Annotated in this window: 27 protein-coding genes; 17 read left to right on the top strand and 10 right to left on the bottom strand. The window is 50.7% G+C overall.

Annotation, left to right across the window (positions count from 1 at the left end):
• Positions 1–174 precede the first annotated feature (174 nt).
• Positions 175–345 carry a YgaP-like transmembrane domain gene (locus tag Psch_RS12725; RefSeq protein ID WP_134218615.1) on the bottom strand — a complete coding sequence of 57 codons (171 nt, stop codon included), beginning with the start codon at positions 343–345 and terminating at the stop codon, positions 175–177.
• 203 nt (positions 346–548) lie between these two features.
• Here Psch_RS12725 and Psch_RS12720 point away from each other — a divergent pair, with 203 nt between their 5' ends.
• The 7 genes from Psch_RS12720 (at position 549) to Psch_RS12690 (ending at position 8386) form a co-directional block, all read left to right on the top strand.
• On the top strand, positions 549–1367 hold the full coding sequence (locus Psch_RS12720; RefSeq protein WP_190240551.1) for a DUF4405 domain-containing protein: 819 nt from the start codon (positions 549–551) through the stop codon (positions 1365–1367).
• Between the two features lie 138 nt (positions 1368–1505).
• On the top strand, positions 1506–2360 hold the full coding sequence (locus Psch_RS12715; protein ID WP_190240550.1) for a helix-turn-helix domain-containing protein: 855 nt from the start codon (positions 1506–1508) through the stop codon (positions 2358–2360).
• Positions 2361–2456: 96 nt separating this feature from the next.
• On the top strand, positions 2457–3323 hold the full coding sequence (locus Psch_RS12710) for an SDR family NAD(P)-dependent oxidoreductase (RefSeq protein WP_190240549.1): 867 nt from the start codon (positions 2457–2459) through the stop codon (positions 3321–3323).
• 202 nt (positions 3324–3525) lie between these two features.
• Entirely contained in the window at positions 3526–4212 is a 687-nt protein-coding gene (locus Psch_RS12705) for a polyphosphate polymerase domain-containing protein (protein WP_134220370.1), read from the top strand.
• Between the two features lie 41 nt (positions 4213–4253).
• A complete protein-coding gene (locus tag Psch_RS12700; RefSeq protein ID WP_190258840.1) occupies positions 4254–4928 on the top strand; it encodes a DUF4956 domain-containing protein in 675 nt (224 codons plus the stop codon).
• A 14-nt stretch (positions 4929–4942) separates the two neighbouring features.
• On the top strand, positions 4943–6775 hold the full coding sequence (locus Psch_RS12695; protein WP_190240548.1) for a CotH kinase family protein: 1833 nt from the start codon (positions 4943–4945) through the stop codon (positions 6773–6775).
• Between the two features lie 243 nt (positions 6776–7018).
• A complete protein-coding gene (locus tag Psch_RS12690) occupies positions 7019–8386 on the top strand; it encodes a TrkH family potassium uptake protein (protein ID WP_205079580.1) in 1368 nt (455 codons plus the stop codon).
• Between the two features lie 37 nt (positions 8387–8423).
• Here the strand turns inward: Psch_RS12690 and Psch_RS21435 are convergent, their stop codons facing one another.
• The 5 genes from Psch_RS21435 to Psch_RS12670 all read right to left on the bottom strand — a co-directional run bounded on the left by Psch_RS21435 (position 8424) and on the right by Psch_RS12670 (position 13285).
• Positions 8424–8552, bottom strand: a complete 129-nt coding sequence (locus tag Psch_RS21435; RefSeq protein WP_282432465.1) for a hypothetical protein — start codon at positions 8550–8552, stop codon at positions 8424–8426.
• Between the two features lie 4 nt (positions 8553–8556).
• Complete coding sequence (locus Psch_RS12685; protein WP_190240547.1) at positions 8557–9489, bottom strand: ABC transporter permease; 933 nt, start codon at positions 9487–9489, stop codon at positions 8557–8559.
• Entirely contained in the window at positions 9486–10577 is a 1092-nt protein-coding gene (locus Psch_RS12680) for an ABC transporter permease (protein WP_190240546.1), read from the bottom strand. Before Psch_RS12680 ends, Psch_RS12685 begins: the two co-directional genes overlap by 4 nt.
• The gene (locus Psch_RS12675; protein WP_190240545.1) at positions 10574–12106 is read right to left on the bottom strand and encodes an ABC transporter ATP-binding protein; all 1533 of its coding nucleotides are present in this window, start codon (positions 12104–12106) and stop codon (positions 10574–10576) included. Before Psch_RS12675 ends, Psch_RS12680 begins: the two co-directional genes overlap by 4 nt.
• Before the next feature lie 75 nt (positions 12107–12181).
• Complete coding sequence (locus Psch_RS12670; RefSeq protein WP_427910109.1) at positions 12182–13285, bottom strand: BMP family ABC transporter substrate-binding protein; 1104 nt, start codon at positions 13283–13285, stop codon at positions 12182–12184.
• Positions 13286–13586: 301 nt separating this feature from the next.
• Between Psch_RS12670 and Psch_RS12665 the strand changes: the two genes are divergently transcribed.
• Positions 13587–14042: a 2-thiouracil desulfurase family protein gene (locus Psch_RS12665; RefSeq protein WP_190240543.1), complete on the top strand. Its 456-nt coding sequence runs from the start codon at positions 13587–13589 to the stop codon at positions 14040–14042.
• A gap of 154 nt (positions 14043–14196) precedes the next feature.
• On the opposite strand, the gene gpr is transcribed toward Psch_RS12665, so the two are convergent.
• Positions 14197–15180 (bottom strand): GPR endopeptidase, encoded by a 984-nt coding sequence (gene gpr / locus Psch_RS12660; RefSeq protein ID WP_190240542.1) that lies wholly within the window; start codon positions 15178–15180, stop codon positions 14197–14199.
• Positions 15181–15338: 158 nt separating this feature from the next.
• On the opposite strand from gpr, the gene rsmD reads away from it, so the two are divergent.
• From rsmD to Psch_RS12645, 3 genes are read left to right on the top strand one after another with little or no spacing between them, the layout of a single operon-like run.
• Complete coding sequence (gene rsmD, locus Psch_RS12655; RefSeq protein ID WP_243124094.1) at positions 15339–15881, top strand: 16S rRNA (guanine(966)-N(2))-methyltransferase RsmD; 543 nt, start codon at positions 15339–15341, stop codon at positions 15879–15881.
• A 22-nt stretch (positions 15882–15903) separates the two neighbouring features.
• Entirely contained in the window at positions 15904–16395 is a 492-nt protein-coding gene (gene coaD / locus Psch_RS12650; RefSeq protein WP_190240541.1) for a pantetheine-phosphate adenylyltransferase, read from the top strand.
• A gap of 17 nt (positions 16396–16412) precedes the next feature.
• A complete protein-coding gene (locus Psch_RS12645; RefSeq protein ID WP_190240540.1) occupies positions 16413–16859 on the top strand; it encodes an ATPase in 447 nt (148 codons plus the stop codon).
• 4 nt (positions 16860–16863) lie between these two features.
• Here the strand turns inward: Psch_RS12645 and Psch_RS12640 are convergent, their stop codons facing one another.
• The 3 genes from Psch_RS12640 to ylbJ form a co-directional block, all read right to left on the bottom strand.
• Positions 16864–17949: a phosphotransacetylase family protein gene (locus Psch_RS12640; RefSeq protein WP_243124092.1), complete on the bottom strand. Its 1086-nt coding sequence runs from the start codon at positions 17947–17949 to the stop codon at positions 16864–16866.
• Positions 17927–20029, bottom strand: coding sequence for an acetate--CoA ligase alpha subunit (gene acs / locus Psch_RS12635; protein WP_190240539.1), 2103 nt, complete (start codon positions 20027–20029; stop codon positions 17927–17929). The genes Psch_RS12640 and acs overlap by 23 nt, the downstream gene beginning before the upstream one ends.
• A gap of 915 nt (positions 20030–20944) precedes the next feature.
• The gene (ylbJ, locus tag Psch_RS12630; RefSeq protein WP_134219169.1) at positions 20945–22210 is read right to left on the bottom strand and encodes a sporulation integral membrane protein YlbJ; all 1266 of its coding nucleotides are present in this window, start codon (positions 22208–22210) and stop codon (positions 20945–20947) included.
• Between the two features lie 181 nt (positions 22211–22391).
• Here ylbJ and Psch_RS12625 point away from each other — a divergent pair, with 181 nt between their 5' ends.
• The 6 genes from Psch_RS12625 (at position 22392) to Psch_RS12600 (ending at position 26510) form a co-directional block, all read left to right on the top strand.
• The gene (locus Psch_RS12625; RefSeq protein ID WP_190240538.1) at positions 22392–22976 is read left to right on the top strand and encodes a GerMN domain-containing protein; all 585 of its coding nucleotides are present in this window, start codon (positions 22392–22394) and stop codon (positions 22974–22976) included.
• Positions 22977–23059: 83 nt separating this feature from the next.
• Positions 23060–23572, top strand: coding sequence for a YceD family protein (locus Psch_RS12620; protein WP_134219167.1), 513 nt, complete (start codon positions 23060–23062; stop codon positions 23570–23572).
• 16 nt (positions 23573–23588) lie between these two features.
• The gene (gene rpmF / locus Psch_RS12615) at positions 23589–23768 is read left to right on the top strand and encodes a 50S ribosomal protein L32 (RefSeq protein ID WP_134219166.1); all 180 of its coding nucleotides are present in this window, start codon (positions 23589–23591) and stop codon (positions 23766–23768) included.
• Between the two features lie 153 nt (positions 23769–23921).
• The gene (gene fapR, locus Psch_RS12610; RefSeq protein ID WP_134219165.1) at positions 23922–24497 is read left to right on the top strand and encodes a transcription factor FapR; all 576 of its coding nucleotides are present in this window, start codon (positions 23922–23924) and stop codon (positions 24495–24497) included.
• Positions 24494–25525, top strand: a complete 1032-nt coding sequence (gene plsX, locus Psch_RS12605) for a phosphate acyltransferase PlsX (protein WP_134219164.1) — start codon at positions 24494–24496, stop codon at positions 25523–25525. The genes fapR and plsX overlap by 4 nt, the downstream gene beginning before the upstream one ends.
• On the top strand, positions 25506–26510 hold the full coding sequence (locus Psch_RS12600; protein WP_134219163.1) for a beta-ketoacyl-ACP synthase III: 1005 nt from the start codon (positions 25506–25508) through the stop codon (positions 26508–26510). Before plsX ends, Psch_RS12600 begins: the two co-directional genes overlap by 20 nt.
• Positions 26511–26537 lie beyond the last annotated feature (27 nt).

Below are 26537 nucleotides of genomic sequence, written 5' to 3'. Positions count from 1 at the left end.
CTGTTTTAAGCGTCACTGGAACGGTTCTTTTGACAACCTTGACAAACTTCGGCAGCGCCTGCATGCGCCGTCTTTCTTAATGCAAAGCCGGTGTGTTGCAGCCAAGCTAAAAAGCGGGCTTAACTATGCCACCTTATGTTTCCGGGTTGACCAACCCATCAGGTCATAGACAATTCAGTATGCTAAAGCTGCCTCAATAAAATTAAACATGGCAAAAAGAAAAGCCGCAACTGCCCACCATCCGGTTACCGTGCCGGATAAAACCAACCAGAGCGTGTAAAAACCGATAGCAGTCCGGATTATCCTGTCAAAGGCGCCCAAATTTTTCTTATAATCAAGTATCAATTTTTATACCCCCTCGTCTTAGAATCTCTCAAGAGGGGGTATTTATTCGTCTGTACTGTTTTGTTGGAATTAATTTCATGTAAGATTTTAAGTGTTTTTTCAGTTGGCACTCAGTCGGTTTTAATATGCATAATGCATAATCCATAATACAACATCAGCATATTTCTCTAATAAAAATTGACCTTGAAAGGAACTATATTAAGATGAACAGTAAGACTCCATTAAAATTAGCTCTCGATATCGTCATGATTGTTTTGTTTGTTATATTGCTTGATGCCTTTGGTACAGGACTTGTGTTCCATGAAATTGCAGGTCTGTTGATCTTTGTCCTATTTATGATCCATATCATATTTAACTGGTCATGGGTTAAAAACGTCACGAAAAACCTGTTTAACCCAGGTTTCAAGAAAAAGGCCAAGCTGATGTACATCTTGAATGCAGCATTGTTAATTGGTATCAGCGCCATTATAATTACCGGGATTCTCATTTCACAAGTGATTTTTAACTTTGGAGCAAATGGCAACAATCATATACTTGTTGCCGTACATAAATGGGTTTCTTATGCCTGCGCGGGACTCTTGGCAATCCATCTTGCAGTGCATTGGCGTTATATTCTGGTATCTGTACGCAGAACATCTGCAGCTTTTGAAGGCGGTAAGATAAGGAGAACAATCGAAACCCTCGGAGCAGCAGCGCTGCTTTTGGTCGTATTGTATTCTCAAATCATGCCCAGTTCGGATGAGGTGGCCCAAAATACCGTACCGCCAAAAGGTTCATCACAGGATACAATCACCACAAGAAGAATTGATTCCAGCAAAAATAGTGGGGTCTATGATCAGGATTACACAATTTTACAGGACACGCAAGCCGGTACGGCAGTAACTGTCAGTTTATCGGATTATCTTGGTAATATGTTTTGTACAGCCTGTGATAAACACTGTCCCTTATTAAGCCTGAAATGTGATCGGGGCAACCCGCAGTTGCAGGCTGCTAAAATTCAATACCAGAAGTTATATAGCTAAACAGCGTCACGGGCAAAGCATCTGCTTCTTTATATTTTTTCGAAGCGTTCCCCTATAATGGGGCGCTGGAAGGATGTGGGGGAGTTTATGGAGAAAGAACCATAGCAGCAGGTTCATTGTTAAGGGTGAGGCAATTCCATGCATTACATTGGAATGATCAATGACGCCATACAATATATAGAGGCTAATTTGCACCGGAAGCTTTGCTTGAAGGAACTCTCGGCCATGTATTATATATCACCCATGCATTTTTATCGTATCTTCCGGGCCGTGACCAATCAGACAGTTAAATCATACGTTCTTGGCCGAAAGCTGTCGGAAGCTGCCATAGCTTTGAAGAATACCGACTATAAAGTAGTAGACATTGCCTTCCGGTATGGTTTCAACTCTCATGAACAGTTTACCCGGAACTTCCTCAAAATGTTTCACGTTACCCCAAACCGCTATAGGAAAGAAAATGTCTCTGTTCCTTTGATGGATAGGATCGATGTCCTTGAGCGGGACTTTAGAAATGTCAAAAAGGACGTTGTTATTGATTACTTTTGCCGGGAGCTCAAAGAGATAAAGTTATTGGGAAAGGATGTTCTTTTTCATCCGGAGGACGTAAACGAAGTGACAGAAGTGTTTCGTATGGTGATTAGTTTTAAAGAAGAATTCATTATCCGAGGCACTGCGGGGCGGCTGTTCAGCGTCGTCCGGGCCGACCGCGGCGATCCGTCCCGCATTTATTGTTTCGTCGGTATAGCAGCGGAAGAGTATTGGGGAGACAGGTCCGGGTTGGCGGATCGGAGTATTCCCGCGTCCAAGTATGCAGTATTTAAGTATCCCGGGAAAATGGGATTAATTTTTCATACGGTGATGAAAGATTTATATAAATGGCTCGATGCAACAGGACTTGAAATCAATGTTGGCGCCGGGATTGATATGTTTGAACTATTTCCGGAGGATTACGCGCAAACCGGGAAATTTTATTTGTACGTACCGGTGCTTTGAATGAATTGCTGTAAAAAACCTCAAGATTTTACCTTCCATCCCGGTTATCTTTTAGATATATAGGCTAGAGAATTTTTAACGGGTAGGGGGGCAACCATGAAAGAGTTCAAGGATAAAGTTGCTGTCATCACGGGTGCTGCCAGCGGCATTGGACTGGGCATGGCCAAACGCTGTATACAGGAGGGCATGCGGGTAGTGCTTGCTGATGTGGAACAAGCTGCTTTGGACCGGGCTGAAAAAGAGCTCTCAGCTATGGGCGGGACAGTTTTGCCGGTGTTGACGGATGTTTCAATGCTGCATCAGGTCGAAGCTTTGGCTAAGAAGACGGTCGAAGCCTTTGGGGCGTGTCATCTGCTTTGTAACAATGCCGGAGTTAGCGGCATGGAAGGTTCTATTTGGGAAAACAGCCAGACCGACTGGGAATGGGTTGTAGGCGTAAACCTCTGGGGAATTATCCATGGGCTCCGGGTATTCATCCCGGTGATGCTTGCCCAGGATACCGAATGCCATGTTGTCAACACAGCTTCTACCGCGGGACTTTTACCCTACCACCCGGGCGCGGCCTATCATGTCACCAAGCATGCGGTGGTGGCGCTGTCCGAGCATCTTTACCGGTCGCTGGCAGAAAAGGGGGCCAAAATAAAAGCTTCTGTTCTTTGTCCGGGTTTTGTTAAGACAAGAATTCTCAGTTCCTCACGAAATCTGCCGTTGGAATACCAGGGCAATCCCGCTGCAAAGCCCATGAGTTCCGGGTCGGAAGAGGCCGCGTGGAATTACCTGGTGAGAAATGGATTTAAGGTGTTGTCTCCTGACGAGGTGGCTGATGCCGTTTTTGCCGCAATTAAGGAAGAAAGGTTTTACATCCTTACTCACCCTGAGTTCAATGAGCTGGTCAGAAAGCGCATGGAAAACATTATCCAGGGACAAAATCCACCGCTTGGTCCGGTATCCTTCCGGAGTTAGTCAAGTGGACATCTCCTGATTTATACGGTTCATTAGAGATTATAAAAAAATGCTTTATACCCCTCGTCCCGGAGATCTCTTTGGAGGGGGTATTTTTTTAATTTCAATTTTAAGTCTGCTTTAAGTTAACACTCAGTTAACATTAAGATGCATAACTTATAATGACAGCATGAATTTAAAGCAAAAAAATAGAGGTGACATTATGAAAAAACAAAAATTCAGGCACGAGTTAAAACATTATATCAATATTTCTGATTATTTCACCATAAAAAGCAGGTTAAAACATATTGCAAAGCTGGACAGATTTGCCGGGAGTGACGGGACATATAAGATCCGGAGCCTGTATTTTGACAATCCTGATAACAAAGCGCTCATGGAAAAAATCAACGGGATCAACCATCGTGAAAAATTCAGAATAAGGTTTTATAATGACGACCCTTCATTCATCAAGCTGGAGAAGAAAAGTAAGACAAACAGCCTGTGTTCAAAGGCCGCGGCAAGAGTTACCCGGGAACAATGTGAAAGGCTGCTGGAAGGCGATATCGAGTGGCTTATCGCTTCCGGCAATAAACTGCTGCAGGAGCTGTATGCCAAGATGCAATATCAACTCATGCAGCCTAAAACCGTTGTTGATTATTTCAGAGAAGCATATATCTATGAGCCTGGCAACGTGAGAATAACTATTGACAGCAAATTGAAAAGTGGTTTGGTTTCCAAGGATTTTTTCAATCCGAACCTGCCGACCATGAATATAACCGCAAGCGGTCAAATCATTTTAGAGGTAAAGTTCGATGCGTTTTTGCCTGAGTTGATCAGGGATATAATTCAGACAAACGAGCGGCGCAATACGGCAATTTCAAAGTATGCGGCCTGCCGCATCTACGGCTAGCTAAGAAAACGGAGGTAAATTAAGTGAACGGTATTGATCAATTGAATTTTAACGACATCTTCAAGTCAAATATTTTGGATAAGGTTACATCGTTTTCGATGTTGGACGCGGTAATAGCGCTTGGTCTTGCTTTTGCGTTGGGGCTTTTTATTTTTTTAGTATATAAAAAGACCTTCAGGGGTGTTATGTATTCGGCAAGCTTTGGTGTTTCCCTCCTTTCCTTGACGCTTATAACAACACTGATCATCATGGCGATCAGCTCCAATGTTATTCTCTCTCTTGGTATGGTCGGCGCGTTGTCTATTGTAAGATTTCGTTCGGCTATCAAAGAACCGATTGATATCGCCTTTTTATTCTGGGCAATCAGCGCGGGCATTGTTTTAGGCGCCGGGTTAATCCCACTTGCTGTATTTGGCTCATTGTTCATCGGGGTAATAATGGTTTTGTTTGTGAACAAAAAGAGTACGGATAACCCTTATATACTGGTGATTAGATGTGACGGTGATGAGAGTGAAAAGGACGCAATGGACTATATAGTGAAAAGCGTTAAGAAACATGTCGTGAAATCAAAGACGGTAGCCGCCGGCAGCGGTGTTGAGCTGACTGTTGAAATAAGGCTAAAAGATATGTCCACGAAATTTGTAAACGAAATCAGCCGTATCGCAGGGGTTAATAATGCTGTGCTGGTAAGCTACAACGGAGAATACATGTCTTAATGGTGGTGTAAACAATGATAGAAGGCAAGCGCATAAACTTGATAATTGCAATTGCTATGGTAATTGCTGTTATGTTTACAACCGCTTTAATCCTTTTCCCCGGCATGCTCAGTACTTCTGCTGCCACTGAGCCCGAATACGTCAGCAAGGTATTTAACAAAGACGAGGTAACACAAATCAACATTGACATTAAACAAGAGGATTTTGACTGGATCCTTGAAAACGCAACCAGGGAGGAATATCGCAGCTGTGATATAACTGTAAACGGCGCCACCTTTTACAATGCCGGTATCAGGCCCAAAGGGAATTCAAGCTTAAGGACGGTTGCCGGAAACGAAAACACTGATCGATACAGCTTCAAAATCGAGTTTGACACCTACATTGCGGGGCAAACCTGTTTTGGCTTAAATAAACTGGCGTTAAACAATATCATCATGGATAAAACCTATATGAAGGAATATATCGCTTATGACCTGTTTGATTCAATGGGGGTTGTTACGCCCAAATATGCTTATGCCAACATAACGGTAAACGGCGAACCGTGGGGGCTGTACCTCGCCGTTGAAGTGATGGAGGAGAGCTTTGTTGAGAGAAATTACGGCAGTTTAGACGGCTGCCTATATCGTCCGGAAGGCTCGGGCGCAGACCTTAAATGGACCGGTGAAAGCGCCTCAAACTATTCAGGAATTAGAAACAATGCCGCCTATGATGTTACCGACAGCGATTTCGACAAGGTAATAAAGATGATATATAACCTGAATAATGGTACCGACCTTGAACAATATTTAGACGTTGATTCGATCCTGCGATATTTCGCGGTCAATACCTATCTGGTCAACTTTGACAGCTATACGGGGAATATGAAGCATAATTATTATTTGTACGAGGAAAACGGTGTATTTACGATTTTGCCATGGGATTTCAACCTGGCTTTCGCAGGCCACGAGATAAATAATGCGGAAGCGGCGATTCATCACCCTATAGATACACCTGTTACAAGTAGTCTAAGTGAGCGCCCTCTTATCGGAAAGCTGCTTGAAGTGCCGGAGTATAAGGAGCTTTACCATAAATATTTAAGTGAAGTTGTTTCAAGTTATTTTGACAGCGGGGTATTCGAAAATAATGTGCAAAAGGTAGACGCGCTGATTAGCGACTATGTCAAAAACGACGCGACTGCTTTTTACACCTACGAGCAGTATGAAAACACACTTCCTGTTTTCCTGGAGTTTGCCAGTCAGCGCGCCGCAAGTATTACAGCGCAGTTGGCGGGAACTCTGCCTGCGACCTCATCGCAGCAAGTAGACAATACTTCTAAGCAAAATACCACAACTGCCGGTATTGATTTGAGCGCGCTTGGAGGTATGGGCGGCGGTATGAGAGGTAACGGCGCGGGTGGCATGCCGGGCGGTGAGGGCCGGAATAATAACCAGGGTATCCCTGCTGAGCAAAACAACAATAGAGAGCCTCAACCTGCTAATAGCGGCGGCCCCCCCGGCGACAGAAATATGCAGAATCAAGAGAATATGGCTGAGATAATGAAAATTATGCAGGAAACAGAGAATGGCGAGCTTTCAGCTGAACAGATTGCCCGGCTAAAAGAATTGGGCCTGGACGATGACAGGATTGAGAGAATGAAAAATATGCCTGCCGGTATGCAGCAGCCCGGCAGAGCCAATGCCCGCCCCGGCGCCGCGCCCGGCAATGAAGGGATGAATCCATTTGGTAACAGGGGCACAAGCAATCAAATGTCTCCTGTGCAAATAGGCTATATTTCGGTCAGTGCAGCTGTTATTTTACTCGGATTATTGTTTGCCTGGAAATTCAGAAAACGAAAGTACAGCAGTTAATTTAAAGTGTAAAGCCTCGTTCCTGATCCGTGTACTTTGGAGTTATTGCGGGGACGGCTCCTTTGACGTCACTACCAGTCTGTCAAAGGGGCCGTCCCCGTGACAGCTTATGCCATACTCATCGTATAGTCATTATGTCGCCGGAAAGAATAAATTTTGAGTTGTATTTATTTACTTTTCCACTATAATATTATTTTGGGCAGAACATCTTGTCCAAATTTTGATTTTCAGGGAGTGCATGACTTGGAGAAGATCAGGCCTGTTCCTTTGAATCAGAAAAAAATCCTCACGCCAATACAGTTTATTGTGCTGGGGTATCTGCTTTTTGCCTTTCTCGGGTCGGTTCTGCTCAGCAGTCCCTTCGCACTACAGCCGGGGGTTAAACTTGAGTTTATTGACGCCCTTTTTACAGCTACCAGCGCGATCAGCGTAACGGGACTTACCACTGTCGTAACGAGGGACACCTTTAGCCTGGCCGGACGAACCATACTGGCTTTTTTAATCCAGTTTGGAGGCATCGGTATCATGTCTATGGGAACTCTGTTTTTCGTTATGCGGGGCAACCAGATCCGTCTCCGGGAACGCCTGATGATCAGGGCTGATCAAAACCAGATATCCCTGCAGGGAATGGTCAAACTAATCCTGTTTATTTTAAAGGTAGCCATCCTGTTTGAATTATTGGGCGCGCTGATTTTGACCATCCATTTTATATATAATTACCAGGCGCCCTTTTTAAGCGCGCTGGGCATGGGAGTGTTTCACGGAATATCCGGTTTTACAAATGCCGGATTTGACCTGTTCGGCAACAGTCTTTTGGATTTTCAACAGGATTATATTGTGAAGGGTGTCATCGGTACTTTACTTCTGGCCGGCGCCATAGGTTTTCCGGTGCTTCTGGAGTCTTATTCCAACCTCCTCTCCTGGCGCAAGCAAAGAAAGCTGCGGTTTTCTCTTTACACAAAAATTACTACGATCACCTTTGGCATTCTGGTTATTGCCGGGTTTTTCTTTATATTGCTTTCCGAATATTCAAGCACTCTGGCTGGAATGCCGTGGAGCCAAAAAATAGCGGTGGCGCTTTTTCAATCACTAACCACGCGAAATGGCGGTTTCAGTTCCATTGATATGAATATTTTCAGTTCGTCAACACTGTTGTTTTTATCCCTGCTGATGTTTATCGGCGCTTCTCCCAGCAGCTGTGGCGGCGGCATTCGCACCACAACCTTTGCTGTGCTGTTGCTTAGCCTAAAAGCTTATCTGGAAGGAAGCAATCATGTTAAAGTGTTCCAACGGGAACTTTACCAGGAAGATATTGTGAAGGCGCTGCTGGTGTTCTTTTTGGCGGTGATCCTCATTTTTGTCTCTGTAGTCGCTCTGGCGGCTATTGAAAACTTCTCAACCACAGAAATTATTTTTGAGGTTTGTTCCGCGTTCGGCACAACCGGTCTTTCCATGGGTATCACCGGCGAACTTTCCAAAGCGGGGAAGGCCATCATCATTGCCGTCATGCTGATTGGCCGTATCGGTCTCATTTCCTTGCTGCTCTTATTCCGCACCCGGCGGCCTGAAGATAGTTTTCATTATGTGAAGGAGCATATTATTATCGGTTAATAAGAACCATTCCCGCGATGTGCTTTTGAATTTCTTCTTAATGTTGCTCCTGGCGCCTGCGTCCTTTGCGTTTGTAAATTTTCGCGCTTTCTTTGATTTTGGTTTCCGGCTTACGCAGCCATACTCCGCGCGCGCCGGAAAGAATTTTTTTTCCTGCTTTCTTCACATCATCACCGCTCTTCCCGTTCGTAGGGCAGTCCAAGGGCCTTGGGTGCGCCGAAGCGGTGGCGGGTTGACTTTCTGGTGACCAGCACCAGTACCAGTAAAGTAAAAAGGTAAGGCAGCATTCTCAAGAAGAACGGGGAAACCGTCACGTTCATCGCCTGCAATCGCAGGGAAAGCGCGTCGATGCCGCCGAACAGGTAGGCGCCGGCCAGGGCGTAAAGCGGGTTCCAGGCGGCAAAAATAACCAGGGCTATGGCAATCCAGCCGCGCCCCGCCGTCATGTTCTCCAGCCAGGCCGGGGCGTAGGCCAGGGAAAGATAGGCGCCTCCGGCGCCGGCCAACATCCCGCCCGCTATGGTGCAGGCGTAACGGGTGAGGGAAACGCTGATGCCGAGCGCGTCGGCCGCGCCCGGGTTTTCGCCCACCGCGCGGACAGAGAGGCCTGTTCTGGTCCGAAAGAGCAGGTACCACAGGGCCGGAGCGATCAGGTAGCCCAGATAAACCATCCCGTCCTGCTGAAAAAACACCGGCCCCAAAAAGGGGATGTCGCCAAGCAGGGGGACTTTGGAGGCTGCTATTTTTACCGGGAGGGGGATGCCGACCAGAGACTTGCCCAGATAGCCGCTTAAACCCGCGCCAAATAGAGCCAGGGCCAGCCCGCTCACAACCTGGTTCGCCTTTAGGGTGACGCAGAGAACAGCGTGCGCCAGGGCCAGGGCGCCGCCGGCCAGCATGGCCCCGGTCACCCCCAGCCAGGGGTTGTGGCTGAACAGGGCTACGGCAAAACCGCTAACTGCGCCGACCAGCATAACCCCCTCCACGCCCAGGTTCAAAATCCCGGCCCGCTCTGTAAGTATTTCCCCGAGTGAAGCGAACAGAATCGGTGTTCCAACCATTACTGAGGTCGCCAGTATAGCGATGAGCAGATCGTTGGTCATGAGTTGGCTCCCTCCTTGATAGACTTACTCCGCCAGGACAAACGATAGCGGTAAAACAACTCTCCTCCCAGCACAAAAAACAGCAGCAGTCCCTGGAGCATGGAGACGGTGGTAGCCGGCACGCCGCTGGTCTGAACGGAGTAGCCGCCCACCTGCAGCCCACCGAACATAAAGGCGACTACAGGCAGGGCCAGGGGGTTCAAACGAGAAAGCCAGGCCACGATAATGGCCGTATAGCCGTACCCGGGGCTCAAGCCCTCCTGCAGGCGGCCTGCGATACCGGAGACCTCCGCCATGCCGGCCAGGCCGCAGAGGGCGCCGCTGAACAGCATCACCAGCAGGATATTCTTTTCCAGACTTATACCGGCATAACGGGCGGCGCTCTGGCTTTCGCCGATCACTTTTATCTCAAAGCCTGTGCGCGTGTTCCGCATGACCAGGTACATCACCAGCGCGGCTGCTATGGTAAAGATCAGTCCGGCGTGAATCCTGGTCGTTCCAAAGGCAGGCAGGATTGCCGACGGGACAAACTGCGCCGTCAAGGGGAAATTAAAACCTGCCGGGTCCCGCCACGGGCCGTGCACCAGGTAGTCCACCCAGAAGATGGCTATGTAATTGAGCATGAGGGTGGTTATGGTTTCGTTCACTCCCTGGTAGGCCCTCGGCACAGCCGGCAGCAGGCCCCATAAACCTCCGGCGATAAAACCGGCCAGGAACATGGCCGGGAGCATAATCCAGCCCGGCAGCTGGGGGTGAAAGAGGGCTACCCAGGTGGCAGCCATAGCCCCCATATAAAACTGACCCTCGCCCCCGATATTCCAAAGCTGCATACGGAAGGCCAGGGCAATACCCAGTCCGCACAGGGACAGCGGGATCGCCTTGACCACTGTCTCGGAAAGTCCGTAGGCAGAGCCGAAGGCTCCATAGAACATTGAGCTGTAAACGACAGCCGGGTTTTTACCGGAGAACCAGAAGAACAGCGCCCCGGTAAAGAGCGCCAGAACTACTGAAACGACCGGTACCAGGAAAGCCGCCGATCTGGACGTTTCCAGCCTTTTTTCCAGCCGCAGCGCCGGTTTGACACTCATGATACCTCTTCCTCTCTTTGTGCTGCGCCGGTCATGAGCCGGCCAAGGATTTCCATATCGGTATCACCGGTATTTGGGAATACAGACTGGACCCGGCCGCGGTATAGAACGGCAATACGGTCGGACATTTTGAAAATTTCTTCCAGGTCGTCAGATATCAGGAGTACCGCCGCGCCCGTTGCACGGAGGTCGAACAGCAGGCTGTGGATCGCCTCGGTCGCCGCGATATCAAGTCCCCGCACCGGGTAGACGGCAACCAATAGACGCGGTTGGCTTGAAATTTCACGGGCCAGCAGCAAACGTTGCAGATTGCCGCCGGAAAGAAAACGGACCGGCAGGGCGGGGTCGGCCAGCCGGACAGAAAACTTTTTGATTAAATCCCCGGTTTGTTTCTGTACATCGCTGTGGCGAATGAAGAAGCCCCGGTTGCTGCCCGGTTTCCGGTAATTTTTGAGGATCATGTTGTCGGTGGCGCTTAGGCCCGGCACAAGTCCGGTGCCGAGGCGGTCTTCCGGCACATAGCCGATACCCCGGTCGATCCGCTGCCGGACCGGGAGCCCGGTTACGTCCTCATCACCGAGAAAAATGCTGCCCCCGCTGATACGGCGCAGCCCGGTGACTGCTTCGGCCAGTTCTTTTTGCCCGTTGCCGGCCACCCCGGCGATACCGAGGATTTCCCCTTCCCGTACGGCAATATTGACACCTGCCAGGGCTTCGCTGCCACCTTCTCCCCGGACATGCATGTCTTTTAGTTCCAGTACGGTTCGTCCCGCCGCAACCGCTGTTTTAGCCGCCGGCTGCGGCATTTCCCGCCCAATCATCAGGGCAGCCAGGTTGCTTTCAGATATTTCTTCCTGCAACGCCGTCCCGGCCACGACACCGTCACGCAGCACCGTCACCCGGTCCGCCACCGTCATTACTTCGCTGAGCTTGTGGGTGATCACCACAACAGCCTTGCCGCTCGCGGCAATTTTTTTCAGAATCGTAAAAAGATCCTTGACTTCTCCCGGTGTAAGTACTGCCGTGGGCTCGTCCAGGATCAATACGTTGGTCTGTCGATAGAGCATTTTGATGATCTCCACCCGCTGCAGTTCGCCCAGGGAAAGACGCCATACCGGCGCCGCCGGGTCCACGCTCAGGCCGAAATCGGCGGAGAGCTGCCTGATCTGTACTTCCAACCCCTTCATTTTCAGCTTAAACGGTGTTTCCCTGGAGCCGAGGGCAACGTTTTCCGCTACTGTAAAGGGTTCCACCAGGCGGAAATGCTGGTGGACCATGCCGATGCCTGCATTTATCGCATCCCGCGGCGAAAGAAAATTCACCTTTTCCCCACGGATGTAGATTTCTCCTTCATCCGGCCTGTACAGGCCGCTTAACACACTCATCAGGGTACTCTTGCCCGAGCCGTTTTCCCCCAGGAGGGCGTGGATCTCCCCTTGGAACAACTGTAAATGCACGTTCCGGTTGGCCGTCACACCGGGAAACCGTTTGGTAATGCCCTTCATTTCCACCAGTAAAGTCTTTGCCATAAAACCTCCGTCAAAATTGAAAGGTCCGCCGGCAGATAAGCCGGCGGGCCGCTGCTTATTACAAAAAGCTTGCTGTTACTGGGCGGGAATGGTTCCTTCCACACCTTCGACAAACCAGTTCAGTTGCAGCATATCTGCATCACTCATTTTCTGACCTTCGGCCACTTTGACAGTTCCCTGTTGGTCTTTGATCGGTCCGGTGAATACGTCGAACTTGCCGCTCAAAAGCTCTTGTTTCTTTGCTTCGACCGCTTGTTTTACATCATCGGGAACCGCCGGGCCGTAGGGAGCCAGACCTACGATATTATCTGAAATTGGACCCCAGTACTGGTCATTTTTCCATGTGCCGGCCTGGACTTGCTTGACGGTGTTGACATAATAGGGACCCCAGTTCCAAACTGCCGATGTCAGCACGGTATTGGGCGAGACCTTGCTCATGTCGCTGTTGTAGCCGATACTGTATTTGCCGCGTTCAGCAGCCGCCTGCTGCGGGCTGGGTGTATCCTGATGCTGGGCAATGATGTCGGCGTTGCCGTCCAATAACACCACTGCGGCGTCTTTTTCTTTGGGCGGGTCATACCAGGTCATGGTCCACATTACCTTAACTTTGGCGTTCGGGTTGACCGAGCGGACGCCGAGGGTAAAAGCGTCGATGCCGCGGATTACTTCCGGAATCGGGTAAGCGGCCACGTAGCCGATGGTGTTAGTTTTGGTCATCTTGCCGGCCACTATACCGCTTAAGTACCGGGCCTGGTACATGCGTCCGAAATAGGTGCCTGCGTTAGGGGCTGTCTTGTAACCGGAGCAATGCATGAACACCACATTGGGGAACTTCTCGGCCACCTTGATCACGCTGTCCATGTAGCCAAAGCTGGTGGCAAACACTATCTTGTTTTCCTGGGCGAGTTGGGTGATGACGCGCTCGGCGTCGGCTCCTTCCGCGACAGATTCAACTTTGGTTGTGACGACGTTGGACATTTCCTTTTCCAGGTATTGACGCCCCTGATCATGGGCGTATGAGAATCCCTCATCGCCTACGGGCCCGACGTACACGAAGGCCACCTTGATTTTCTCAGCGTCGGCAGACGGGGCCGCTCCTTTTGGTGTCTCTTTGCTTCCACAGCCGGCGGCCAGTAGAGCCAACGCGAGAATGGCTGTCAGAAGTGTTAATTTTACAATTTTCAAAAAAAACTCCCCTTCCTTTGTTAATAAGTGCAGACTATCCTCCTTTATTCCGTATATATGTAAAGTTAAAAAACAAAACAAAGAGTTAATTAAATATAATTCGAAAAAATCCTCCTGCATGGGAAAAAGTTATATGAATAAAATCATTTCCAAAAATCCTCCCGTGACAATCCCTTCCTTAGATTGTGTAACTGCCTTAATTAAGTTATAGTGGAAAAAATAAAAACAAGCGGCTTGATGCCCGGTTGCTTGTCCCCGGGCTGCCCTTGCCATTAAAAGAAAGGAGAATCACAAATTGATTATGGTCAGCTCCTGCCTGCTGGGTATGCATGCGAAGTACGACGGCACTTTTACCAATAAAAATGACTTATTAATGAAATACAGCCACCTGGGGAAGTATTTGCCGTTCTGCCCGGAACAATTGGGTGGACTTGCCACTCCGAGGCCGCCGGTAGAAATAATTGACGGCTCAAAAGCGATAAATAGTATGGGTGAGGAGGTAACCAGCCAATTTATAAAAGGAGCTGAACAAAGCTTATATCTTACTGAGATTTTTCCAGTTAAGGCTGCCATATTGAAAGAAAGAAGCCCGTCATGTGGCGCGCATAAAATTTATGACGGCAGCTTCAGCCACGTAATTAAGGAAGGAAAGGGAGTAACTGCAGCAATGCTTGGCGCGAATGGAATACCTTTATATTCAGAGGAAGAATTAACCGATGAATTACTCCGCGAGCTTTTGGAGTTGAAATAACCGGCATAACTTTGCTTGCGGTGAATCATACTATATTTGCTGGTATTTAAGGAGGTAGAATCAAAAAACGGGTTCGTTTTAAAGATTGCTTGTCAATCCACTCCAATCTTATAGTGGGCAGGCGGAAAAAGATTTCCGCCTGCCGTCTTTCATATCAGTTCAGGTACATAGTATATTCTTCCGCGCCAATGGCGGGGTGCAGGGCCATGGAAATACCGCCGGCGACAGTCTTGGAGGTGCTGGCGATAAGCGAGTCAATTTCCTTGGGAGTCACTGTCAGGTTGCCGCCAAACGGGGCTAAAACCTGGCTGATAGCCTGCTGCATTAAACCCGGGTTGAGGTTCTGGGAAAGCTGAACAAGCGCCTGGTTGTTTTGAATCTGCTCCAAAAAGTGTTCCAGGGTAACCTGAGCGATGATCGCCGCGTTGACAACCGTTGGAATGCCGATGGCGATGACGGGGACACCCATGGTGTCTTTGTTGATACCTGTGCGCTTGTTGCCGATGCCGGAACCGGGGCTCACCCCTGTGTCGGTGATCTGGATGGTTGTGGCAATCCGATCGACACTGCCGGCCGCCAGGGCATCTACCACGATTATCAGTTCCGGCCGGATTTTTTCAACTACTCCCTTGATTATTTCGGCGGTTTCGATGCCGGTGATACCCAGCACGCCCGGGGAAATGGCGCTGACGGAGCGCATACCCGGTTTGATTTCCTCGGGGGCATAGTTGTACATGTGCCGGGTGACCATACTGTGTTCAATGACTTTTGGCCCCAGCGAGTCTGGCGTAGCCTGCCAGTTGCCCAGCCCTACCAGGAGAATATTGGCGTTTTCCGGCAGATTTATCATCGACGAAAGTTTTTTGGCCAGGACATCAGCCACTTCTTGATGAGCTTCGCGGCTGTTGTCCCGGAGAGCCGGGGCTTCTATGGTAATATAATTGCCCCTGGGTTTGCCCATGATCTGCTCAGCGTAATCCTCGACAATCTTTACAGTCGTCACCGTGGTGTTACTGTATTTCTCCCTGTCGACGACGACTCCGGGGATCTCCTGGCCAATCTGCCCCCTGACAATATCGCGCGCTTCTACGGCCAGATCAACGTTTATGTTGTTAGACTTATAAAAATCAAGGTTCAATGTGTCACCTCCCTTTAATTACAACCAACAATAGGTTATCCTGGAGAGGCAGGAATATGCAAATGTCCTAATGTTTCAATGAAATTCCTAATTAAATCGATTTTCCTCTATAATTGTGCTATAATTATGGATTAAAGGAAGGGATCTGTATTTTACGTGTGATATCCGGGTCAGCCAGGAACCGGAAACTCAAAGTTCCAGGCGGATTGACAGTGCGGCCAACAGCTGACCGGGTAAAAGAGGCGCTCTTTAATATCCTTCGCGAGCATGTACCGGGTTGTTGTTTTCTGGACCTTTTTGCGGGATCCGGGAGCATCGGCATCGAGGCGCTGAGCCGCGGCGCGAGCGTGGCCGTCTTTGTCGAAGCAAATCATCGACACGCCGCCATAATCAAAGAAAACCTTAAAGCTTGCGGCTTGGAACCAAGCGCTCGACTTATTACCGCCAAAGTGACCGAGGCGTTGCACCTGTTAGCACGAGAAGGACAAGCTTTCGACCTTGTTTTCCTGGACCCGCCCTACTTGAAAAGCCTGGAAGCAGTCACACTGGCTGATATCGACCGGTACCACCTGCTAAAACCGGGGGGCATGGTTATTGTTGAAAGCAGTAAGAGGGACTGCCTGCCGCAGTCTGTGGACGGTTTGAGGCTCCTACGCGCTGAAAAGTACGGTGATACTATACTCTCTTTTTTTCGCAGATAATGAAACACCGGGGTGATAACGTATGCGAACCGCAATTTGCCCGGGAAGTTTTGATCCGGTGACCTACGGCCACCTGGACATTATAGGTAGAGCTGCTCTGATCTTTGACAAGCTGATTGTTGCAGTTTCCTACAACCCGGGTAAAAATCCGCTGTTTTCGATTGAAGAGCGGATTCAACTACTGCAGGGTGTTCTCTCTAACTATCCCAACATAGAAGTGAAGGCGTTTTCAGGCCTTACTGTTGATGCCGCCATTGAGTGCAAAGCAAAAGCTATTATCCGGGGCTTGCGGGTGGTTTCGGATTTTGAAAACGAATTCAGAATGGCCCTTACCAATCAAAAACTGGCCTGCCACATAGAAACAGTCTTTTTGATGACCAAGGCAGAGTATTCTTTCATCAGCTCCACTACAGTTAAGGAGGTAGCCTCATTTGGAGGTTCCCTGCGGAGCTTGGTGCCGCCATTAGTGGAGGAGAAATTAAGAGAAAAGTTTAAACGTTGCCATGAGGACTAAGGAGGGATATAACCGCTGTGGACCTGCTGAGCGCCCTTAATGAACTTGAAGAGCTTATTGAAACCAGTGGTAAGATTCCGTTAACCAGGAAAGTAATGGTAAATGAGGACCGGATACTGGACCTTTTAGACCGTATCAGGACTACCATTCCCGAGGAAATTAGACAGGCGAAGTGGATTATCCAGGAACGGGAAAAGGTTATGAATGATTCCCAGAAGGAAGCGATGCGCCTCCTGGAAGACGCTCAGAAGCAAGTTGAAAAACAGGCTGACGAAAGCGAGGTAGCACGTAAAGCCAAGGACATGGCGGATGAAATCGTGGCCAGGGCTGAAGACAATGCCAGGGAACTGCGCGAGGGAGCACGCAGATATGCCGACGATGTCCTGACTAATCTTATGGAAAGTCTTGACAAGCTTTCGAGCCAGATTGAGCAGGGCCGCACTGAACTGAGGTCAATGAAGTAGCAGCCTATTGCAGTAGTTTAAGCACGTTGCGCCAGTCAACGTGTTTTTCTATGTTGTCAACCGCAGTATGAATGGCTCTCTCGTCATTGGCCCTGATTTTCCTGGTGATACTGGACGCCTTCTCAATGGTTGTGTAGGTGTCGTAATGTACCAGGATAACAGGAACACCCTTATCCTCAGCCCTTGCCGCCACTTTCACGTCCGGATATAGTCCGCCGGTAAGTATGAGAGCGGAGGTGTCCGTTTCCAGGGCGGCCAGGGCTACATCCGAACGGTCCCCACCGGTTATGACAGCTTTATTGGCGGCGCGGCGCAGGTAGCCCAGGGCGCTTTCGATGGACATGGCTCCGATAACCACGTCCTCGACCACACGGTCCATTTTCTCTCTGGCGGCAAGGATCTCGCCACCCAGGACCTCGTAGTATTCTTTAACGGTCGGCGCAGTCATTTCCTGGTTTTGGGGGATGACGCCCAGGGTTTGAAAACCTCGCTCCGCAAGAATAGGGCGATAGATTCCCTCTGTCTTGGCCAGTAGGGGGAGCGGCACGTTGTGAAAGATGTTGCCCAGGACATTTAATCCTTTACAGGCCAAATAACTGTTAATAAAAATAGCCTGGTCGATGCTGAAGTCATCCGTTATATTGATGGTAAACAGGGGCGCGGCCTTGAACTCCAGGGCCAGACTAACGGCGTCCAGTCCCAGGCAGCCCATGATGTGCGGAAAGCTTGCCCCCCCGATAATAACCAGTTCCTTATCCTCTGCCACGGCCTCATAGGCCTGCCGGATGGACCTGAGCGATTCACAGGGGTTTCTGTAGCCGGAAAGGTAGGCAGGACCTGCCAGGTAGGGTACAATCGTCTCAACAGGTTGCTCCATGTGGAGTACTTCCTTCATCAGCAGGCCGTCTTCGTCCAGCTTTGATCCTGTTCCAACGGCATTTCCCACAGGTTTGAAATAGCCCACACGGTATCCTTCCTGGCGGAATTTTAAAGCCAGTCCCAGCGCAACGCTGGTTTTGCCGCTTCCGGCAGTTCCCATGACAAACAGGTTTTTCACCTTTTGCACCTCACGATACAGTAATTTTGACATCGAGCGCGCATGCGCCCTGGTTGTAGGCAAAGACCGGGTTAATGTCCATTTCCGTTATTTCGGGGAAGTCGGTAACAAGCCGGGCCACACGCCCGATAATCCCTATAATGGCCTCTATGTCGGCCGGTTTCTCGCCGCGGTAGCCCCGCAAGAGGGTATAGGCCTTTGTTTCGGCCAGCATGTTTTCGATCTCCCCGCGGTTCAGACCGCTGGCCAGCCGGAAAGAAACATCTTTTAACAGGTTTACATAGATGCCTCCCAGGCCAAAGGCGATTAAAGGTCCAAACTGGATGTCCTTGCTCATGCCTATAATCAGCTCGGTTCCTTTGGGCATCATTTTTTGTACTTCAACGCCGTAAACGGCAGCGTTGGGCAGGTAGCGGTGGACATTATTCATGATTTCCAGAAATCCGGCGCGCACCCTTTCAGGGGAGTCGAGCCCTATGAGTACCCCGCCCACGTCGCTCTTATGCAGTATCTCAGGCGAGGCAATTTTTAAGACTACCGGGTAACCAAGCCGTCCGGCGCTTTCGGCCGCCTCTCCCGGGCTGGCCGCCAGGGTTGTCGGAGCGGCGGGAATGCCGTAAGCTTCCACCACCTCAGCGGCCTCACTGCCCAGCAGGACCAGGCGCTTGTCTTTTCTTACATCGTAAAGGATAGCCTTGACGTTTTTTAAATTGGAACACTCGTAACTCAAGTCCTGCTCGTTGGCGGGCAGTTCCCTGGTGCGGGCGTAGCCGGTCAGGCCGCTGATCGAGGAAACTGCCGGCTCGGGAAAGGTAAAACAGGGTATTTTAGCTTCCTCCAGGACCTTGACTCCCTCCGCCAGTTTTTCTCCTCCCATGTAGGCCGCAAGCAGGGGCTTTTCAGGGTGAGCCGCTCTCATCTCAACCAGAGCTCTGGCTGTCTCTACCGGTTCTGTCACGGCAGTCGGGCAGACCAGTACCAAAGCGCTGTCCACCCCGGGGTCTGACAGAGCTTTGTCAAGGGAGAAGCGGAAACGGTCGGCCTTAGCATCCCCTAACACGTCAACCGGATTGTAAATATTGGATTCCCGGGGCAGGTTGCCGCGCAGTTGCTCGATCGTCTCCTGCGTAAAGCGCGCCATCTGTAGTTTCTTCTGCTCAATGGTGTCGGCGGCGATAATCCCGGGACCTCCGGAGTTGGTGACCACCGCCACCCTGCCCCCGGAAGGTACCGGCTGGCTGGCAAAGGCCACGGCCAGGTCAAAGAGTTCCGCCATACTTCTGGCGCGAATAACACCACATTGACGGAAAGCTGTTTCATAGGCCAGGTCGCTTCCAGCCAGCGCGCCCGTATGGGAGGAGGCTGCCTGGGCGCCGGCCTGGCTGGTTCCTGATTTTAGTATGATGACGGGTTTTTTGCGGCTGGCTGTCCGGGCTGCCTCCAAAAAATGAGCGCCATTTTCCACGTCCTCAATGTAGCACAGGATTACCTTGGTGTTGGGGTCCTGTCCGGCGTCCTCAATAAAGTGGGACTCGGTGAGGTCGGCTTTATTACCCAGGCTGACAAACTTGCTGAAGCCAAGACCGGCCCGGTAGCTCCAGTCCAGAATGGAGAGGACCATGGCGCCGCTCTGAGAGATAAAGGCTATTTCCCCTTTGAGAGGAAAGCCGGCAGCAAAAGAGGCGTTAATCGGGGTGTGCGTATCAATCAATCCGACACAGTTGGGGCCCGTCATCCTCATTTCGTATTTGCGGCAGGTTTCCACCAGACGGCGCTCCAGTTCCAGACCTTCTTTGCCTGTTTCCTTGAAGCCGGCGGTGATCACCACCAGGTTTTTAACCCCGCTGATGCCGCACTGCTGGGCTGCATCCAGCGTGCGGGACGCCGGCAGGGAAAGGACCGCGAGCTCGGCCGGCATTGGCGTCTTGTCCACCGCCGGGTAACAGGCGAGCCCCTCGATTTCCTGCTCCTTGGGGTTAATGGGAAAAATAGGGCCGGTATAACCACTGCTGATCATATTTTTAACAATCACGTTTCCGATCTTACCAGCAGCCTTGGACGCGCCGATTATGGCGACCGATTTCGGGTTAAAGAAACTGACAAGGCCTGCCATAAAATTCACCTTCTTTATGCGATGAGCTGGCAAACTTTTAATAGCATTTCCTTTAACCCTGCTCTAAATTCATCCCGCTAAAAAACAAGTGTATAATTGGTTCTCGAAAAGCCTCATGCGTAGTGGGCTTGGGGTTATCCTCCGCTCTCTTCGCAATTCTCCATTTGTGCATCAAGATCGTCGTACCAACCGCATCTGCAGACTGCCATGCGGTAGCTACGCGCTATTTAAGCTTTACTGCAAGCAACGCACGCGCTAAGGAACGCACCCAGGTGCTCCGCTCGCTCCGGATAACCCCAAGCCCGCAAGTCAAGCCTTTTCGAGAACAGTGTTTGTGGTAAGTGAAACAGAGGTAGTTCTCTGGTCTGCCGTTCTCGAAAAGCCTCTGGGGTAGTGGGCTTGGGGTTATCCTCCGCTCTCTTCGCAATTCTCCATTTGTGCATCAAGATCGTCGTGCCGAACGCATCTGCAGACTGCCATCCGGTAGCTACGCGCTATTCAAGCTTTTCTGCAAGCAACGCACGCGCTAAGGAACGCACCCAGGTGCTCCGTTCACTCCGGAAAACCCCAAGCCCGCAGTTAAGCCTTTTCGAGAACAGTATTTGTGATAAGTGAAACAGAGGTAGTTCTCTGGTCTGTCGTTCTCGAAAAGCCTCTGGGGTAGTGGGCTTGGGGTTATCCTCCGCTCTCTTCGCAATTCTTCATTTGTATAACGAGGGGATCATATCCACCGCATCTACAGACAGCCATGCGGTAGCTACGCGCTATTTAAGCTTTACTGCATGCAATGCACGCGCTAAGGAACGCACCCAGGTGCTTCGTTCGCTCCGGATAACCCCAAGCCCGCGAGTCAAGCCTTTTCGAGAACAGTGTTTGTTACAATGAGAACCGTCCCCATTGTTATGGTGTTACCGTTCATCTTTTTAGCCTTAAAAAGAACAACCGGAGGCTGCCGGCCAAATGTGCCAGCAGTGCCAGAAGTATCACCCCTGCTAAGATAGCCAGGAAAAAGCCGAAGATTTTAGCGTGGGTGTACGGCGCCAGGGCTTGCCACCCGCCGGCCGCAGCCATGGCCGGCGCGGTTGCTTCTTCCAGCGGCGCAAACCAGCTGCAGGCCAGGTAGGTGTACAGGCCGGCCAGGGCGGTGTGGGCCAACCGTGTCATGATAAAAGGCTTCATCCTGATGTCGGTCTCGGCAATCATACTGGCCGCCTGGGCATGGACGGAAAGGCCGCTCCAGGCCAGGATCATGCCCACGGCAGTCACCCGCTGGATCAAAGGGGCGGCCGCCTCGCTGGCCAGTTTCGAACCGATGGTCATCTCAAAGAAGCCGCTGCCCAGGGCGGGTAATATGCCGGGCGCGAACCCAAGCGGCAGCAGCAGCATCCCCAATATACCGGCCAGAGCGTCAATAACCCCGGCTGTGGTCAACAGCCTGATGATTACGGCGAAAAGAATGATAAAGCCGCCGATATTGAGCAGGTTGGTTACGGCGCTGCGCACCGCGTCACCCATGACTTTACCGAGGGGGCGTCGGTCCTCTCGCTGTACCTGAAGCATACGCTGGAAGGCATGCCGTATAATGCTGCCGTCTCTGTGTGGAGGTCCGGGGTAGCGCTCCCGGCCGTCCCTGCCGTAAAAACGCAAGCCCAAACCCAGGGTCAGGTTGGAAAGGTAATGAGCCCCGGCAATCAATAAGCCCACCTTGGGGTTGTTGAACATGCCGATTGCTACAGCTGCCAGCATAAACAGCGGGCTCGAGTTGTTGGTAAAGGACATCAACCGCTCTGCCTCGATCCGGGTGCATAGTCCCTCCGAGCGAAGTCTGGCCGTGACCATGGAACCAATTGGATAACCAGAGAAAAAACCGACCATCATGACAAAAGAGCCGGCGCCGGGGACATTGAAAAGAGGTCGCATCACCGGCTCCAGCAGGACCCCCATAAAGTGCACCACCCCGAAATTCATCAGCAGTTCGGAGGCAATAAAAAAGGGCAGGAGGGCGGGGAAAACAATGTTCCACCAGGTTTTCAGACCGAGAGCCGCCCCGTCAAAGACCACCCGCGGGTACAGCGCCATGCTGATTACAAAGGCCAGAGCACAGACAGTCCAAAGGAGGCGAACCATATCCCGCCGCCGGTCGTCTATCTTTGTAAAACCCTTTAAATTTAATCTCGCCATGAATTCACCGGCTGTCTTTTTGAAAATGAGTTCTCTTAATAATATGGCCGGTCACCTGGATTTTAGACCCTATCAAACCAACTCGGCAACCCGGTGAATACAATGGGGATGTGAATTAATTATGAAGTAAGTCTTGATTTTTATACAAAAGGCTTAAATAATAATGAGGGAGGCGATTGTTTTGTCCAAGTTCAAAAACCGTTGGATTAAGCTGTTTTTGCTGGTGGTTGGCCTGGGCGCCGCTGCGTTTTTGTTGGGAGCCTATGCTCCTATATTTAACCAGCAGGTGGAAAATCCCGCTGGAAACACGCCCGAACCCCTTTCGCAGGGGGCCGGGGAAGAGACAAGAGAGCTGGTACTATATTTCTCCGACGAACAGGCCATGTGCCTGGTGCCTGAAAAACGGCAGGTCGCTGTTCAGGGGGATAATATCGGGGAAGCCGTGGTCAAAGAGTTAATCAAGGGACCGGAGAGCCATTTGTTACAAAGGACTTTACCTGAAGAGACCAGGCTGCTTTCCCTGTCGGTTAGACAGGAGACAGCTTATGCCGATTTTTCAAAGGAAATCAAAAACAGCAATTACGCAGGCTCTGCCGGTGAAATCGCCCTGGTTTATTCGGTTGTCAACTCTTTGGCCGAAGTGCCCGGGATCACAAAGGTGCAATTCCTGGTGGAAGGCAAGGAAGTAGAAACTCTATACGGCCACATCGATACAGGAAGTCCTATTTCCCCGGACCGGAAGCTGGTGAAAACGGGAACACCGTAAAACCGCATAGAACAGGAAAAATCTTGACAAGACTATACTAAATCAATATAATTTTGGGTGTTGAAATGGCGGTGTGCGATACGATGCTGCAATTGGACGTAGCCAGGCTAAAGAGGTCGCCGGGGGAATCGGTTTCTTTCGAACTAGTGGCGGATATGCCCCCCATGGAGATGGCAGGTGAAAAAATCAGCTTTGACGGACCGGTCAAAGCTGTTTTGAATGCAACCAACACAGGCCAGACGATTATGGTGGAGGGAACTGCCTCCGGGCTGCTTCAGCTAAACTGTAGCCGTTGCCTGGAGCCGTTTCGCTATTCTTTTGAAGTCCCCTTTTCTGAAATCTACACAACTGCCGTTGAAGAGGCCAAAGAAGAGGAAGTCATCCCCTTCAGCGGAGATGAAATTGATGTAACCCCCGAGGTCTTGAAGTGTCTGATCATGTCGTTGCCGATGAAAGCGGTATGTAACGAGGAATGCCAGGGATTGTGCCCGGGTTGCGGGCAAAACCTGAACCAGGGAAGATGTGGCTGCGCAGGCGCTGAGGTTGACCCCCGTTTAAGTGTTTTGCGCGATATTTTCAAAGGAATGAACGAATGACTGGAGGTGTAGAAGTATGGGTGTTCCAAAAAGGAAATCATCTAAACAGCGCGGCAGACAGCGCCGCGCCGCAAATGAGAAGCTTGAAGCGCCGGTTTTGGTAAGCTGCCCGCAGTGCCGGGCTCTGATCAGGCCCCACCACTTGTGTCCCGAGTGCGGGTATTATAAAGCCAGAGAAGTGGTAGCGGCAAAATAAAGCAAAATATCTCAATTTTTTAAAATAAGCCCGGATATCAACCCGGAGCTTATTTTTTTTGTCTTACTTGCAAATTAACAAAAGGTACATTATACTATTCTTGGTACCAGGTACTAATTTTTTTGCCGGATGGCGGTAAATGAGGGTGAGGTTATGGCCAAGTGTAGTTTAAATAAAAACACCAGGCAGCGCCAGTTGAGCAGGTATCTGGAGGAAGACCCCTTTCTGACCGACGAGGACCTGGCCTCTATTCTCAAAGTTAGCGTCCAGACCATACGGCTGGACCGGTTTGATTTGCAGATTCCGGAGTTGCGGGAACGTGTCAAGAACGTGGCCAGAGGAGGACGGCAGCTCAGGACCATGTCCGGCGGAGAACTGGTGGGAGACCTGGTAGACCTTGAAATCGGCAACAGTGGCATGTCGATCCTGCCGGTTACACCAGCCATGACCCTCAGCAAGACCAGTGTCGCCAGGGGACATCACATCTTTGCCCAGGCCAATTCACTGGCGGTCGCGGTGATTGACGCAGGGGCGGCGCTAACCGGAGCAGCCAGGGTGAGCTACAAGCGGCCGGTCTACTGTGGTGAAAAAATTCTGGCGAAGGCGGTTATAAAAATAAAAAAAGGCAATAAATACATGGTAAAAGTTACCTCCGAGGTCAAGGATGAAATTGTTTTTAAAGGTAAATTTCTAGTGTTTGCCCTGCAGGAAGAGGGAGTGCCGCAGTGAAAATAGCAGTGGATGCCATGGGCGGCGATTTCGCCCCGGGTGAAATCGTAAAGGGAGCCCTAATGGCGGCCAGGGAGTATAAGCAGGCCGTAATCCTGGTCGGCGACGAAGAGAGAATCCGTGTTGAGCTTGGGGGCATTGACCCCGGCGAGTTGATAAGCATCGTCCACGCTCCTGAGGTTGTAGATATGGGCGAGCATCCCGCGGTGGCCGTAAGACGTAAAAAAAATTCTTCTATTGTAAGGGCTACCCAACTGGTTAAAGACGGGGAAGCCGGCGCCCTGGTTTCCGCCGGCAGTACCGGAGCAGCGATGGCGGCGGCCCTATTGGGTCTGGGCCGGATTAAAGGAATTGACCGCCCGGCTATCGCCGGGGTGCTCCCCAGTGAAAAAGGTTATACCGTCCTGTTGGATGCGGGCGCCAATGTCGACTGCAAACCTCAAAACCTCTTGCAGTTCAGCGTGATGGGTTATCTTTACGCCAAAAGAGTCCTGGGTGTGGCCAATCCCCGTGTCGGCCTCCTTAGCAACGGGGAGGAGGAGACCAAGGGGAGCGAGTTAACCCTGGCGGCTTACCCCCTGCTGCAGCAAGCCGGCATCAACTTTATCGGTAATATCGAAGGCAGGGACATTTTCCGGGGCACGGTGGATGTTGTCGTGTGCGACGGGTTTATCGGCAATGTAGTTCTAAAGTCGGCGGAAGGAATTGCCGGAGCTCTGTATAACACGCTGAAAGAGGAAATTAACAGGAGCTGGTTGGCCAAAATAGGGATTGTTATGGCCGTAAAAGCCCTAATGAGGTTTAAAAAACGCATCGATTATGCCGAATACGGCGGAGCGCCGCTGTTGGGTGTGAACGGCGTATCGATTATCTGTCATGGGAGTTCTACGGCTAAGGCCGTCAAGAACGGGATCCGGGTGGCCATGGAGTCGGTGGATAACCGCCTGGTGGATTCGATTTTAGACAGTATCTCGCAAACAGGAATTAACGAAGGAGTTGGGAGCAAGCTTGCCAAGAGAAGTGTGTAACGCCGGTATTATAGGAGTAGGAGCTTATCTTCCTGATCGGGTTCTTACCAACGACGAACTGCAGAAAATGGTTGACACCAACGATCAATGGATCCGCACCAGATCAGGCATAAAAGAACGGCGCATCGCCTCTCCGGAACTGGCGACATCAGACCTGGCCGTCATTGCCGGTGAACGCGCCCTGGCGGATGCGGGAGTGGCTCCGGAAGAGCTGGGGCTCATTATTGTGGCCACAAATACCCCTGATACCATTTTTCCGGCCACAGCATGCCTGGTGCAGGACCGTTTGGGGGCCGTTAAGGCAGCAGCCTTTGACCTGGCGGCTGGCTGCACCGGCTTTGTTTATGCTCTTGCGACCGGCAGCCAGTTTATTACCTCAGGTACTTATAAAAAAGTCCTGGTTATAGGAGCAGAATGTTTATCGAGGATTGTCAATTGGGAGGATCGCAAGACCTGTGTCCTTTTTGGTGACGGGGCAGGGGCGGTGGTCTTAAGTCCTGTTCCGGCAGGTAATGGTATATTGTCTTTCACACTACGGTCCGACGGCTCCAAAGGTCAGCTTCTGAGTGTACCGGCCGGGGGTTCAAGGCAGCCGGCCACCAGGGAAACAGTCGACCAAAAGCTCCACACTATCCATATGGACGGTCAGGAAGTCTTCAAGTTTGCGGTGCGGGTTATGGGTAAAGCAGCTCTGGAAGTCCTGGCTGCCGCCGGCCTGAATAGATCGGATATCGACTATTTTATACCGCATCAGGCCAATATCAGAATTATAGAATCAGCCGCCAAGAGGTTGAACCTGTCCATGGATAAGGTGCTGGTCAACCTGGACCGGTATGGCAATACTTCAACCGCCTCGATACCCCTGGCTTTGACGGAGGCTGTCCAAGACGGGCGCATCAAGCAGGGTGACCACATTGTTATGGTTGGTTTCGGGGCTGGTTTGACCTGGGGAGCCACAGTGATAAAGTGGGGAAGCCCGGCATAAAAGAATTAGTATCTTTGATACGGGGGA

This window comes from Pelotomaculum schinkii, assembly GCF_004369205.1.
GTDB classification, from domain to species: Bacteria; Bacillota; Desulfotomaculia; order Desulfotomaculales; family Pelotomaculaceae; genus Pelotomaculum_C; species Pelotomaculum_C schinkii.
The sequence above is the reverse complement of the archived record's forward strand: the minus strand, read 5'-3'. Positions and strand labels throughout refer to the sequence as shown.